The 13,346-nt window shown below is 56.6% G+C and carries 12 protein-coding genes; 11 read left to right on the plus strand and 1 reads right to left on the minus strand.

The window, feature by feature from the left end; all coding sequences use genetic code 11:
* Window positions 1-4: 4 nt before the first annotated feature.
* The 7 genes from HW273_RS03650 (at window position 5) to HW273_RS03680 (ending at window position 8,572) form a co-directional block, all read left to right on the plus strand.
* Window positions 5-1,255 (plus strand): glycoside hydrolase family 88 protein, encoded by a 1,251-nt coding sequence (locus HW273_RS03650; protein ID WP_179010486.1) that lies wholly within the window; start codon window positions 5-7, stop codon window positions 1,253-1,255.
* Window positions 1,255-3,318 (plus strand): DUF2264 domain-containing protein, encoded by a 2,064-nt coding sequence (locus tag HW273_RS03655; RefSeq protein WP_179010487.1) that lies wholly within the window; start codon window positions 1,255-1,257, stop codon window positions 3,316-3,318. The genes HW273_RS03650 and HW273_RS03655 overlap by 1 nt, the downstream gene beginning before the upstream one ends.
* A gap of 108 nt (window positions 3,319-3,426) precedes the next feature.
* Window positions 3,427-4,296, plus strand: coding sequence for a phosphoribosylaminoimidazolesuccinocarboxamide synthase (locus HW273_RS03660; RefSeq protein WP_179010488.1), 870 nt, complete (start codon window positions 3,427-3,429; stop codon window positions 4,294-4,296).
* Window positions 4,297-4,317: 21 nt separating this feature from the next.
* Complete coding sequence (locus tag HW273_RS03665; RefSeq protein ID WP_179010489.1) at window positions 4,318-5,478, plus strand: low temperature requirement protein A; 1,161 nt, start codon at window positions 4,318-4,320, stop codon at window positions 5,476-5,478.
* Between the two features lie 105 nt (window positions 5,479-5,583).
* Window positions 5,584-5,919, plus strand: a complete 336-nt coding sequence (locus tag HW273_RS03670) for an ArsR/SmtB family transcription factor (RefSeq protein WP_179010490.1) — start codon at window positions 5,584-5,586, stop codon at window positions 5,917-5,919.
* Between the two features lie 197 nt (window positions 5,920-6,116).
* Complete coding sequence (locus HW273_RS03675; RefSeq protein WP_179010491.1) at window positions 6,117-6,398, plus strand: DUF6110 family protein; 282 nt, start codon at window positions 6,117-6,119, stop codon at window positions 6,396-6,398.
* Window positions 6,399-6,475: 77 nt separating this feature from the next.
* Complete coding sequence (locus HW273_RS03680; protein ID WP_179010492.1) at window positions 6,476-8,572, plus strand: heavy metal translocating P-type ATPase; 2,097 nt, start codon at window positions 6,476-6,478, stop codon at window positions 8,570-8,572.
* Between the two features lie 45 nt (window positions 8,573-8,617).
* Here the strand turns inward: HW273_RS03680 and HW273_RS03685 are convergent, their stop codons facing one another.
* A complete protein-coding gene (locus HW273_RS03685; protein ID WP_179010493.1) occupies window positions 8,618-9,010 on the minus strand; it encodes a metal-dependent transcriptional regulator in 393 nt (130 codons plus the stop codon).
* A gap of 132 nt (window positions 9,011-9,142) precedes the next feature.
* Here HW273_RS03685 and HW273_RS03690 point away from each other — a divergent pair, with 132 nt between their 5' ends.
* The 4 genes from HW273_RS03690 (at window position 9,143) to feoB (ending at window position 13,338) form a co-directional block, all read left to right on the plus strand.
* On the plus strand, window positions 9,143-10,264 hold the full coding sequence (locus tag HW273_RS03690) for a DUF362 domain-containing protein (RefSeq protein ID WP_179010494.1): 1,122 nt from the start codon (window positions 9,143-9,145) through the stop codon (window positions 10,262-10,264).
* A gap of 319 nt (window positions 10,265-10,583) precedes the next feature.
* Window positions 10,584-10,793: a FeoA family protein gene (locus tag HW273_RS03695; RefSeq protein WP_179010495.1), complete on the plus strand. Its 210-nt coding sequence runs from the start codon at window positions 10,584-10,586 to the stop codon at window positions 10,791-10,793.
* Between the two features lie 100 nt (window positions 10,794-10,893).
* Window positions 10,894-11,115: a FeoA family protein gene (locus HW273_RS03700; protein WP_179010496.1), complete on the plus strand. Its 222-nt coding sequence runs from the start codon at window positions 10,894-10,896 to the stop codon at window positions 11,113-11,115.
* A 21-nt stretch (window positions 11,116-11,136) separates the two neighbouring features.
* Window positions 11,137-13,338 (plus strand): ferrous iron transport protein B, encoded by a 2,202-nt coding sequence (gene feoB / locus HW273_RS03705; protein ID WP_179010497.1) that lies wholly within the window; start codon window positions 11,137-11,139, stop codon window positions 13,336-13,338.
* The last annotated feature ends 8 nt before the right edge of the window (window positions 13,339-13,346 follow it).

The raw sequence follows: 13,346 nt of genomic DNA on the forward strand, positions 1-13,346 counted from the left end.
GAGGATGGAAAAATGGATCACGGAAAGCGCGCTCGAGGGCTATCCCGAGGCACAGGATCGGGAAATCCGAGAGGCGCTGCACAGTGCGGTGCAGCAGGTTGAGCGGAATCTCGCAGACTTTACGGATTCCTTCCCCGGGGCAAACAGCGTAAACGGCCGCTACCGTCCCGGGGAGAACCGGGGCTGGACGACAGGCTTCTGGACCGGGGAGATCTGGCTCGCCTATGAGGCGGAAGCGGAAGTGAAAAAAAAGGCGGCGCTTCTTCATGCGGGAGAGAGGCAGGTGGTGTCCTTCCTGCGGAGAATTGAGACGCGTTATGATGTGGATCACCATGATATGGGCTTCCTCTACAGCCCGTCCTGCGTGGCGGCATACAAGCTGATCGGATCGGAGACGGGGAAGCGGGCAGCGCTCCTTGCGGCGGAGCAGCTGCTCCGCCGCTTCCAGCCGGTCGGAGGCTTCCTGCAGGCGTGGGGAACGATGGGAGAAGCCGGAAATTACCGCTTTATCATCGATTGTCTCCTGAATCTGCCGCTTCTGTATTGGGCGAGCGAAGAAACGGGGGAGACGCGCTTCCGGGAAATCGCGGAGCGGCATATCCGTACTGCCATGGCGAACGTCATACGGGAGGACGGTTCTGCTTGGCATACGGTCTTTATGAATCCGGAGAGCGGCGCGTTCGATCATGGCGCGACCTGTCAGGGCTATCGGGACGGCTCCGCCTGGGCGAGAGGGCAGGCGTGGGGGATATACGGCACTGCGATGGCATACCGCTATACGAAGCGGGAGGAGTATATCCGATATTTCCAGCGGGTAACGAGCTATTTTCTGAATCATCTGCCGAAGGATCTGATTCCTTGCTGGGATCTGTCCTTTGGAGAGGGAGATATTGAACCGCTTCGAGAGGATCGCTTCGGCGATACGGACTATGATGTGCAGGTACAGCCGAGGGATTCCTCCTCGACCCTGATCGTGATCTGCGGGCTGCTGGAAATGAGCGGGCATTTAGGGGGGACGGAAAGCGTGCATTACCGAAGTATTGCACGGAAGCTTCTGGAGGGCGTGCTGCGACACTGCATTACAGAGCAGAGGGAGATCGGCAGCGGACTGGTGCTGCACGGAACCTATTCTCACAAAAGCCCCTACAATACCTGTACGCCGGAGGGCACCGATGAGTATGTGATATGGGGAGACTACTACTATATGGAAGCGCTGACGAGACTGCTCAGACCGGAATGGAGGATATACTGGTAATGAAATTCATACCGAAGCATCTTGACTATACGCGTAGCCCTTACACGGGCCTGACGCGGGAAAGCTGGATCGAGGCGGGGAAGTTCCTGCTGGAGGGCATTTTCCGCCAGCTTTCCGGGACAGAGGATCCGATTGTCCTCGCAAGAACCGAGACGGAGGTGAGCTATCCTCACCTCTATGCCCCAGCGGCGCAGCAGGAGCGGGAAAGGAGAGCGGAGACCTTTGAGGGGCTGGCGCGCTCCTTTTTTATTGCTTCGGTGCTGCTCCATGAGGAGCCGGAGCTCTGCATCTCCGGCATTCCGCTGCGAGAATATTATAAAACACAGATTCTCCGGACGGTGACACCGGGAGATCCGCTCTATGCCGGAAGCTACCGGGAGATGCAGGCGCTCTGCGCGCCGGATATAGATCCCGGCAAGCCGTTCCAGCAGACAGTGGAGACCTGTGCGCTGGTGATCGGGCTCTCTCTGTCGGAGACAGAGATCTGGGAGACCTGCAGCCGGGTGGAGCAGGATCGGATCGCCGATTTTCTTCGGGATTGGGCGAAGAGCAGCACTGTCCCGCAGAACTGGCGGCTCTTCAATATGCTGGATATGGCGTTTCTCTTCCGGCATGGCTACGAGATCGACGAGACGATCATGCAGGAGCACGCGCAGGCGATTCTCGACTATTACGTCGGAGACGGCTGGTATCGCGACGGGGAAAGCTTCGACTATTATTCCTGCTGGGCGTTCAATGTCTACGGCCCGCTCTGGTGCAGCTGGTACGGCTATGAAAGGATGCCGGAGCTCGCCGCGCAGTTTGAAGCGCATTCCCATTCGCTGATGCGGAGTTATCCGGACTTTTTCGATGCGGATGGCTGGACAACTATGTGGGGACGGAGCTGCATTTACCGGAATGCAGCGACCTCCGCATTTGACGGAAATCTTTTTCTGAAAAGTCCGTCACTTTCCTATGGCAGGGCACGGCAGATCGCTTCGGGCTCGCTCCTGCAGTTTCTCGGCAGGGAGGATGTCTTTGCGGAGGGAATTCCGTCCCTCGGCTTCTATGGGAAGTTCCTGCCGCTCGTGCAGAGCTATTCCTGCGCGGAGTCCCCGTTCTGGCTCGGCAAAGCGTTTCTCTGCCTGCATCTCCCGAAGGGGCATCCGTTCTGGACGGCGCGGGAGGAGCGCGGCAGCTTCGATGCTCTTCGGGCGGGAGAGGTGAAGGAGACGGTTCTGGACGGTCCGGCGCTTGCCTTCACGAATCACGGCGCCTCCGGAGAGACGATCCTCCGGACTGGCAAGGTACGGAAGCGAAGGGACGATCTGCACGGAATGTGGAATTACGGCAAGCTCTGCTACAACAGCAAATTTCCGTGGGAGGCGGCTGCCTCGGAGCAGATCGAGCCGCAGCAGTATACGGTGGAGAGCCTCTGGAACAGCAGAGTGCTCCGCGGGAATGTGATATTCTGGTGCGGACAGAGAGAGGCTGTCCTCTACCGGCGGCAGTTCTTCGATTACCGGATGGAGGAGGAATGCCATTGGTTCGATGCAGTCAATCTCGCAGATTTTCCGGTACCGCTGGGCATTTTCCGGGCGGACAAGCTCCGCCTCAATCAGCGCCCCTGTGTTGTCCGGCTCGGTTCCTATGGCTTCCCGGATAATGGCACGGAGATTCTCCGGAGAGAGGATGGAAGCGGCGCCTGCGCCGTCATTCTGAAGGGAAGGGATCATGAGGGAAGTCCCCGGCAGATGGCGATGACGATTTATGACGGCTGGGAGAGCCTCAGGACGGTAGAAAGCCGAGGGACGAATCCGGATTCGTCGTCTTCCCTGATTTTGCTTGCGGAAATGCGGCTCTCACGCCGCTACGATGCGTCAGAGAGTCATGTCCTTCTCTCACAGGTCATCACGAAGGAGGAGCTCTCGGATTTTTCGGAGGAGGAGCTTTTTCCGCTCGAGGGGATAGACTATGGGGATCCGTACCGGAGCGGCGCTTCAGGGACAATTCGTCTCCGCCTGAAGAATGGGGCAGAAAGGCGGATCGACTACGGCGGGATCGAGAGGAGGCTGTGCCTCTAGGGAGAAAAATGAGATTTCCACTTGTGTCCTTCCAAAAATATCGTATACTGAAATAGATGTCTCGCATGGCGAGCGGATAGCGACAAAACCTAATGGAGGGGATATTTCATGACTGCGTTTGTTCCAGTTAAGGAAGGAAAGGTTCGTGAGATCTATGATCTCAAAGAAAACCTGCTGATGGTAGCTACGGACAGGATTTCCGCGTTCGATGTCATTCTGAACAATCGGATTGCCGACAAGGGCAGGGTACTGACCCAGATGTCGAAGTTCTGGTTCGATTTTACGAGGGACGTCATTCCGAACGATCTGCTCTCCGTAGACACGAAGGATATGCCGGAATTTTTCCGGAATGAGAGCTTCGAGGGGCGCTCCACTCTGTGCAGGAAGCTGGAGATGATTCCGATCGAGTGCATCGTGCGCGGCTATATCACAGGCTCCGGCTGGGAGAATTATAAAAAGGACGGGACAATCTGCGGCAGGAAGCTGCCGGAGGGGCTTAAGGAGTGCGAGAAGCTGCCGGAGCCGCTCTATACGCCGTCTACGAAGGCGGAGCTGGGGGAGCACGATGAGAATATCAGCTTCGAGCAGTCCATCGGCGTGCTGGAAAAGGCCTTCCCGGGGCGCGGAGAGGCACTCGCTGTGAAGATTCGGGACGCGACGCTCGCTGTCTATCGGAAATGCGCGGATTACGCGCTCTCCCGCGGCATCATCATTGCGGACACGAAGTTCGAGTTCGGGCTGGACAGAGAGGGAAATGTCGTACTCGCCGACGAGGTGCTGACGCCGGATTCCAGCCGCTTCTGGAGGCTTAGGGGATATGAGGCGGGAAAGCCGCAGGCATCCTTCGACAAGCAGTATGTCCGTGACTGGCTGCGTGCCAATCCGGACAATCAGAACACGCTGCCGGAGGAGGTAGTGGAGAGGACCAGTGCATTGTACAAGGAGGCGTATACGATGCTCACCGGCAGGGAGCTCTGATTACAGAATAGGCGGTAAAGCATGGATGCGGAAAAGAATACGATGCAGCCTGAGAAAAGAGTCGAATATATCGAGCTTTTCTTTGACTTGATTTTTGTCTACACCTTTCGCAGCATCAACGGACTGTTCCATGGCATGGAGAGCGGATTTCCGTCGGCGGAGCTGCTGGGGAGCTTCTTCTTTCTGATGGCGGTCGCGGTGCAGGTCTGGTTCTTTTCCGTGCTGTTTTTTAACCGCTACGGCCGGAAGTCGATCCGGGATTACCTGACGATCCTGCTGAATATGTATCTGCTCTACTATATGGCGACGAGCGGCGCAGCGCATCTTATGCAGAATTATGCCCGTTATCATCTCGCATGGGCGGGGATTCTCCTGAATCTTGCCTATCGGAACTGGGACAAGCGGGAATACGGGCATCACCTCGACGAGCTGGACCGGCAGATCCTGTATTATACCTTTCAGGGGCTCTGCATGCAGGCGCTTCTGGTGCTGCTCTGCATCCCGGTTTACAGGCTGAGCGGGCTCCCTCTTTCTGCGCTTGCCCTGCTCTTCGGCTTTGTGATCCGTTATCGGAATCATCATTTCCTGACGCAGCATCCGGCAGACTTTCCGCACCTGACGGAACGGATCCTGCTGCTCGTGATCCTGACCTTCGGAGAGATGCTGATCGGCATCGGCTCTTATTTTCATCCGGGCGGGAGCATTTATTACAATCTCTCCGCCTTCCTGATCGCGACGGGGATGTTCCTGAGCTATGGATTTTATTATGATAACGTGCTGGATCATCATAAGAAGACCAGCGGGCTGGGAATGCTGCTCCTCCATGTGCCGCTGATCATTGTCATCAATTCGACGACGATCGCGCTCGAATTTTTCGCGCGGGAGGGGATGCACAGCACGCTGCGGCCGGTCTTCCTGCTCGTCATGATGATTCTGTATTACGGGCTGCTGCTCGGGATCAATCATTATGGGAAGCCGATCGGCTTTCTGGATGAGCGTTATCTGATTCTGCTGCTGCTGCTCCTGGCTTTCTATATTCCGGGGATTATTCTGAGTGCGGATGAGCCGCGTTTCTCTACGCTGTTCACGCTGCTCTATGTATATCTGCATCTGGGCTTGCAGCTCCGGCAATACAAGCGAAAGACCGGGAAGCCGCTGCACATCGGACGGTATCTGGAGTAATGCGGCTGCGCGCTCAGCGGTACTTCCCGCTTCGAGGAACTGCAGATGGCGCAGCGGAACGGCTTGGAAGGGTTGGATTAGGAAAAGACAGGAAATGACGGAGAAATGACAAAGGAAATGCAGCTTAGTGAAAAGAAGGTGAAGCATCTCGTGCAGAATATCTCGGAGGCAGAGCTCTGCGATCTCGCGGAGCTGTTCAAGATCTTCGGAGATTCCACGAGGATACGCATTCTCTATGACCTCTTCGAGCAGGAACGCAATGTAACGGAGCTCTGCGCGGATCTGGAGATGAACCAATCTGCGGTCTCACATCAGCTGAAGATCCTCAGAACCTCGAAGCTGATCCGCGCCCGCCGGGAAGGAAAGACGATCGTCTATTCTCTGGCGGATGAGCATGTCAAGGCGATCATCGCGATGGGCAAGGAGCATATCGAAGAATAAACGGATAGTTTTGTAAAACTTATCCAAAACGGATAGTTAATTTTAACTAAATTGCACAAATAAAATACAGAAGAAAGCGGAGATTAGTGTTGACTTTTCCTTTTCGGAATGGGTAGAATAAGGCTGCAGGGACAGGGAACGCAGAGTGTCCCCAGTAAAAAATGAGATCGCTCGGAAGAGAGCAGATAGGAGTAAATATGAGTTTTTGGAATTGCGACTGGAAGAAGATCGGTTTGTTTGCCTGCGGCGTACTCTTCGGGACAGCGGGCGTGAAGGTGCTTTCGAGCGATGATGCCAAGAAGGTCTACACGGAGACGACCGCGGCAGTGCTTCGCGGACAGGAGTGCGTGATGAAGGTCAGCACCTCGATCCGGGAGAATGCGAACGACATCTACGAGGACGCGAAGAGAATCAATGAGAAGCGTGCGGAGAAGAAGGCTGCGGCAGTCATTGCCGACGAGGCGGAGAAGGAAGCGTGAGCCGGAGGGAGTCAGCGTTCAGCTGACTCCTTTTCTGTAGCTGCCGCTGGGGACTTATACAGTAAAGGAATAAAACTATGAAATGTCAAATTCTCCATGAATCGAGAGGGCGCATGCGCGTCCATATCGCTACGGCACGGATGACAGTCAAGGAGGCGGATATCCTGCAATACTATCTGCAATCGAAGGACTTCATCCGGGAGGTGCGTGTCTATGAGCGAACCGGCGATGCGATCATTTACTATGGGGGCGCGCGGGAACAGCTGCTTTCGCTGCTGGCGCGCTTCCGTTATGAAGGGAATGAGGGGCTCGTTCCGGAGCATACCGGACGGGAGCTGAACCGGCAGTATGAGGAGCGGCTGATCGGCGCCGTCGCCCGCCGGGCACTCAGTATTGCTTTCTGTCCGCATGCGCTCCGGATGCCGCTGGCGATCGTGAAGGCAGTTCCCTTTGTGCTCGCGGGACTCAAGAGCATTTTTCACGGCAGGATCGAGGTGGCGCTGCTGGATGCGACGGCGATTACGGCATCCCTGCTCCGCGGCGACCATGATACAGCGACCTCTGTCATGTTCCTGCTCACGGTCGGAGAGACACTGGAGGAGTGGACGCACAAGAAGTCGGTAGACGATCTCGCGCGGACGATGTCGCTCAATGTAGATAAGGTCTGGGTCGAGTCGGACGGAGAGGAGCTGCTGCTCCCGGTGACGGAGGTCTCGGTCGGCAGCATCGTGATCGTCCGAACCGGAAATATGATCCCGCTGGACGGCAAGGTCATATCGGGCGAGGCGATGGTGAATCAGGCTTCTATGACAGGTGAGTCCATGCCGGTACGGAAGCTCGCGGACTCGGTGGTTTATGCCGGTACGGTGGTCGAGGAGGGCGAATGCCGCATCCGCGTGGAGAAGGCGGCGGGAAGCGGACGCTATGATCGGATCGTGCATATGATCGAGGAGTCCGAGCGGCTGAAATCCGGAACGGAGGACAGAGCCTCCCACCTTGCCGACCGGCTGGTGCCGTACAGCCTCGGCGGCTCGGTGCTGACCTATCTCCTGACCCGCAATGTCACGAAGGCGCTTGCCTTCCTGATGGTAGACTTCTCCTGTGCGCTGAAGCTCTCGATGCCGCTCGCAGTGCTCTCCGCGATGCGGGAGGCGGGACGCTATCACATTTCCGTGAAGGGCGGGAAATTTCTGGAGGCGGTGAGCGACGCGGAGACCATCGTCTTCGACAAGACCGGAACCCTGACCTATGCGATGCCGAGGGTGGAGCGTGTCGTCAGCTTCGATGGGCAGAATGAGGAGGAGATGCTCCGTCTCGCTGCCTGTCTCGAGGAGCATTACCCGCATTCCATGGCGAATGCCGTCGTGGCGGAGGCGAAGCGGCGGGAGTTGCGGCATGAGGAGCGGCATACCAAGGTGGAATATATCGTAGCGCACGGGATTTCCAGCTTCTATGAGGACAGGAGAGTCCTGATCGGGAGCTATCACTTCATCTTCGAGGATGAGCACTGCGTGATCCCGGAGGGCGAGGAGGAGAGATTCCGGAGCCTGCCGGAGGAGTTTTCCCATCTTTATCTTGCGGTGGACGGCAGACTCTCGGCGGTGATCCTGATCGCCGATCCGCTTAGGGAGGAGGCACGGGAAGTGATTTCCGCGCTCCGGCATGTCGGGATCAAGAAGGCGGTAATGATGACCGGCGACAGTCAGAGGACGGCATCCGCCGTGGCGCTCCGGCTGGGACTGGATGAGTTCTATGCAGAGGTGCTGCCGGAAGACAAGGCAGGCTTCATCCGCAGGGAGCACGAACAGGGCAGAAAGGTCATCATGATCGGAGACGGCGTGAATGATTCGCCGGCGCTCTCCGAGGCGGATGCGGGGATTGCGATCAGCGAGGGCGCGGCAATCGCACGGGAGGTCGCGGATATCACGATCTCGGAGGGAGATCTCCATTCCCTTGTCGTGCTGAAGGAGCTCAGCAATGCGCTGATGGGGCGGATACAGAAGAATTACCGCTTCATCATCGGCTTCAATGCGCTCCTGATCGGGCTCGGTGTGGCGGCTGTGCTGCAGCCGGCGAACTCGGCGCTGCTGCACAACATTTCCACGGTGGGGATCGGCATGGAGAGCATGACGAACCTTTTGAAGAGGGAGCCTGCCGAGAGCAGAACTGCCTGAAGGCGTCACGATGCAGCGTGATTTACCATGGGTGGTACTGCCGGCTCAAGACTGCTTTTCGGGCTTCATCTTCTGGTAATATTCCTTGATCTTCGCGAAGGACTCCGGACTCAGGACATGCTCCATCCGGCAGGCATCCTGCGACGCGGTGTAGGCGTTGACGCCGAGCGCGACCAGCACGTCCGTCAGCACGAGGTGCTTTTCATAGGTGGAGCGGGCGATCTCCATGCCGGTCTTCGTCAGGCTGAGCGAGCCCTTCTCGTCGACATCCACCTTGCCCTCCTCGCGGAAGCGCTTTAATGCAATACTGACGCTGGGCTTCGAGAAGCCGAGCATGTTGGCGATATCGATGGCGCGGACATGCTGCCGATCCTGCGAGAGCATCAGAATCGCTTCCAGATAATTTTCTTCGGATTCATGGGTTTCATATGCTTTCATAGCGTTAACCTCCTATAACCTATGCTCCTATCTTTGCACAGATTCCATAAAAATGCAAATGATAGTTTGGGAAAAGAGCAAGGGAAGTGCTATAATTAAGCAGAAGTCTAAGGGAGAATACAGGAGGAAAACATGGAGAGGGCAAAGGTTTATTTTACGGATTTCAGGACACGGATCGGCGTGAGCCTTCCGGAAAAGCTGCAGAAGCTGGTGCGGAGAGCAGGGATCGGAGAGATTGATATGGACGGCAAGTTCGTCGCGATCAAGCTGCATTTCGGAGAGCTGGGGAATATCTCCTATCTGCGCCCGAATTATGTGCGTGCGCTCGCAGAGGTTGTGAAGGAGCTGGGAGGCAAGCCCTTTCTCACGGACTGCAATACCCTCTATCCGGGTTCCCGCAAAAATGCGCTGGAGCACCTGTACTGTGCGGAGGTGAACGGCTTCAACCCCATGACGACCGGCTGTCAGACGATCATCGGTGACGGGCTGCGCGGGACGGATGATATCGCGGTGCCGGTTCGAAACGGAGAATATTTTCAGGAGGCGTATATCGGACGAGCTGTGATGGATGCGGACATCTTCATTAGTTTGACCCATTTCAAGGGGCATGAGGCGACGGGCTTCGGCGGCACGCTGAAGAATATCGGAATGGGCTGCGGGAGCCGCGCAGGCAAGATGCAGCAGCACAATGAGGGCAAGCCGCATGTCATCCCGGAGCTCTGCCGGGACTGCAAGAGATGCGCGAAGGAGTGCGGCTCGGATGCGATCTCCTATGAGAGCGGCAAGGCGTACATCAATCAGGAGATCTGCAAGGGCTGCGGCCGCTGCATCGGAGCCTGCGCCTTCGATGCGATCGAGAACAATACAGAGGGTGCTTTCGCCATTCTGGGCAGAAAGATCGCAGAGTATTCGCAGGCGGTCTGCGACGGCAGACCCTGCTTCCATGTGAGTCTGATCACCGATGTTTCACCGAACTGCGACTGCCATGGAGAAAATGATGCCCCGATTCTGCCGGATATCGGTATGCTCGCCAGCTTCGATCCAGTGGCGCTTGATCAGGCGTGCGTGGATCTCTGCCTTAAGGCGGAGCCGATCCGGAACAGCCAGCTCGGCGATAATCTCGCGAAGCCGGACTGGCAGCACCACCATGACCACTTCCTCGACAGCAATCCGAATGTGCATTATCGTGAGACACTGGAGCATGGGGAGAAAATCGGACTCGGAATGAGGGAGTATGAATTGCTCAGGCTGTGAGCTTTCAAGGCACATAGGGAAACACTGATTTATTCATCACGCCCCTTGGCATATAATCAGTGTTGCCCCGGTTTTCCGTATTTATCAAGCGCGAATGCCTTACGGAACCGTCGCCAAAATGCTGCAAAGGGGGAACCGTCTGCCGTTTGGCAGGCGGTTTTTCTGCTCCGAAGGAGGGGGAGAAGGAGGACGGTTTCGGGACCGACTTTTTTCTTGACAAGAAAGTTAGATGGTGCTAATCTGTTATGAGATTAGTTCGAGAAAACTATTTTTGCCGCAGCTTTTGCTGCGGAAGATTTGGCAAAGGAGGTGTCTTGCAATGCCGCTGACATTGGCAGATACAGGCATAGAGCAAACGATTCAGAGAATCGGCGGAAGCAGTGAAGTGAGACAGCATCTCAGCGACATGGGCTTCGTCCCGGGCGGGAGCGTCACTGTGATTTCCACCTCGGCGGGAAATCTCATCGTAAAAGTTAAGGAAGCCAGAGTCGCGATCAGCAAGGAGATGGCGGCGAAAATCATAGTATAAGCCCTCTGCCGGGAGACAGAAAATCCGCCGTGGCTGTACGGAACGGTGTGTGGGGCTTGCTGCGTATCGCAGTGTCGGCAGTTTCAGCAAGGAGGGGAGTATGACAGTCAGAGATTTGAAGCCGGGAATGGATGCCGTGGTGAAGAAGCTGAACGGCGAAGGCGCTGTGAAGCGCCGGATCATGGATATGGGGATCACCAAGGGGACGCAGGTTCATGTACGGAAGGTTGCGCCGCTGGGAGACCCGATCGAGCTTACGGTAAGAGGCTATGAGCTTTCGATCCGCAAGGCGGACGCGGAAATGATTGAGATTGCAGAGTAAGCAGACAAGAGGGGGAAGGATATGGCAATTACGATTGCGCTAGCGGGAAATCCGAACTGCGGGAAAACGACGCTGTTTAACCAGCTCACCGGCTCCAACCAGTATGTGGGAAACTGGCCTGGCGTCACGGTGGAGAAGAAGGAAGGAAAGCTGAGGGGACATAAGGATGTCACGATCGCAGACCTTCCGGGTATCTACTCGCTCTCTCCGTATACGCTGGAGGAGGTGGTGGCGAGAAACTACCTCATTAACAACAGACCGGATGCGATCCTGAACATCGTGGACGGCACCAATCTGGAGAGAAACCTCTATCTGTCCACGCAGCTGAAGGAGCTGGGCATCCCGGTCGTTATGGCAGTAAACATGCTGGATATCGTCGAGAAGAACGGGGACGAGATCCGTCTGGACAAGCTCTCCGAGGCGCTCGGCTGCAAGGTCATCATGATCTCCGCACTCCGCGGCACCAATGTGAAGGAGGCGGCGGAGCTCGCGGTGCATGAGGCGCAGACCGGCGTGAATCATGAGATCGCACACTGCTTCGCGGAGAATGTGGAGAATGCGGTTCGTCAGATCGAGGAGAAGATCGCGCCCTATGTGCCGGAGAACCAGAGACGCTTCTTCGCGGTGAAGCTCTTCGAGAGAGATGATAAGATCCGCGGCGAGATGGCGGAGGAGGCGAAGAAGCTCGATGTCGAGTCCATCATTTCCGAGGTGGAGAAGGCGGAGGACGACGATGCGGAGTCTATTATCACCAATGAGCGCTACGGCTACATTCAGAGCATCATCGGCGGTGCCTACAAGAAGAAGAGCAAGGCGCTCCTGACGGCTTCGGACAGGATCGATTCCATCGTAACGAACCGTTTCCTGGCGCTTCCGATCTTCGCGGTTGTAATGTTCGCGGTTTATTATGTATCGATTCAGACCATCGGTACCGGTGCGACCGACTGGGTTAATGACGTGCTTTTCGGAAGTGATCCGTGGAGCTTCTTCGGGCTCTTCGAGCTTCCGTCCATTCCGGGGCTCTTCGCATCTCTGCTTGCGTCGCTCGGCACCGGAGAGGTGCTCACAGGTCTGGTGCTGGACGGCATTATCGCGGGACTCGGCGCTGTGCTCGGCTTCCTGCCGCAGATGATCGTATTCTTCCTCTTCCTTGCCTTTCTTGAGGGCTGCGGGTACATGGCAAGAGTTGCGTTCATCATGGATCGGATCTTCCGGAAGTTCGGGCTTTCCGGCAAGTCCTTCATTCCGATGCTGATCGGAACCGGCTGCGGCGTGCCGGGCGTCATGGGAAGCCGTACGGTAGAGAATGAGCGGGATCGCCGCATGACCATCATGGTGACGACCTTCATTCCCTGCTCGGCGAAGCTTCCGATCATCGGACTGCTTGCCGGCGCGATGTTCAATGATTCCGCGTGGGTAGGCTGGTCGGCATACTTCATGGGGGTCTGCGCTATCGTTTTCTCCGGCATCGTGCTGAAGAAGACGAAGCTCTTCGCGGGAGATCCGGCGCCGTTCGTCATGGAGCTTCCGGCATATCATCTGCCGAGAGTAATCGATGTGCTGAAGAGTGTCTGGGAGAGAGCGACCTCCTTCGTGAAGAAGGCGGGGACCATCATCCTTCTCGCGACGATCCTCGTATGGTTTACCTCGCACTTCGACTTCGGCATGAACCTGCTGCCGGATGATGATATGGACAACAGCATCCTCGCTGCGATCGGCAGAGCCTTCGCATGGCTCTTTATCCCGCTCGGCTGGGGAGAGTGGAAGGCGGCTGTCACGACGGTAACGGGGCTGATTGCCAAGGAGAATGTCGTGGGTACCTTCGGCGTCCTCTTCCACTACAGCGGAGCTGAGGAGCTCGCGGAGAATGGAGACCAGATCTGGGATCAGGTGCGGCTCTACTTCGGAAGCGGCATCACCGCCTACAGCTTCATGACCTTCAATCTCCTCTGCGCGCCCTGCTTCGCAGCGATCGGTGCGATCCGGAGAGAGATGAATAACGGCCGCTGGACAATGATTGCGATTGCATGGGAGTGCGGACTGGCGTACTGTGCGGCGCTGGTGATCTATCAGCTGGGCGGACTCTTCGCCGGCGTAGTCGGCTTCAATCTCTTCACCATCGTGGCGATAGCGTTGGTGGTGCTCGCGATCTGGGGACTTGTGAGACCGTACAGAGAGGCTACGAAGCTTACTGCGGATAAGTTTGAAAAGGCAATAGGCTAAACGAAACA

This window comes from Oribacterium sp. oral taxon 102 (assembly GCF_013394775.1).
Lineage (GTDB): Bacteria > Bacillota > Clostridia > Lachnospirales > Lachnospiraceae > Oribacterium.

Bases quoted from the DNA above. Each gene is read 5' to 3' on its own strand.
- HW273_RS03660 (WP_179010488.1), top strand. From the start codon at position 3,427: ATGACTGCGTTTGTTCCAGTTAAGGAAGGAAAGGTTCGTGAGATCTAT.
- feoB (WP_179010497.1), top strand. From the start codon at position 11,137: ATGGCAATTACGATTGCGCTAGCGGGAAATCCGAACTGCGGGAAAACG.
- HW273_RS03655 (WP_179010487.1), top strand. From the start codon at position 1,255: ATGAAATTCATACCGAAGCATCTTGACTATACGCGTAGCCCTTACACG.
- HW273_RS03690 (WP_179010494.1), top strand. From the start codon at position 9,143: ATGGAGAGGGCAAAGGTTTATTTTACGGATTTCAGGACACGGATCGGC.
- HW273_RS03685 (WP_179010493.1), bottom strand. From the start codon at position 9,010: ATGAAAGCATATGAAACCCATGAATCCGAAGAAAATTATCTGGAAGCG.
- HW273_RS03670 (WP_179010490.1), top strand. From the start codon at position 5,584: ATGACAAAGGAAATGCAGCTTAGTGAAAAGAAGGTGAAGCATCTCGTG.
- HW273_RS03675 (WP_179010491.1), top strand. From the start codon at position 6,117: ATGAGTTTTTGGAATTGCGACTGGAAGAAGATCGGTTTGTTTGCCTGC.
- HW273_RS03700 (WP_179010496.1), top strand. From the start codon at position 10,894: ATGACAGTCAGAGATTTGAAGCCGGGAATGGATGCCGTGGTGAAGAAG.
- HW273_RS03665 (WP_179010489.1), top strand. From the start codon at position 4,318: ATGGATGCGGAAAAGAATACGATGCAGCCTGAGAAAAGAGTCGAATAT.
- HW273_RS03695 (WP_179010495.1), top strand. From the start codon at position 10,584: ATGCCGCTGACATTGGCAGATACAGGCATAGAGCAAACGATTCAGAGA.
- HW273_RS03650 (WP_179010486.1), top strand. From the start codon at position 5: ATGGAAAAATGGATCACGGAAAGCGCGCTCGAGGGCTATCCCGAGGCA.
- HW273_RS03680 (WP_179010492.1), top strand. From the start codon at position 6,476: ATGAAATGTCAAATTCTCCATGAATCGAGAGGGCGCATGCGCGTCCAT.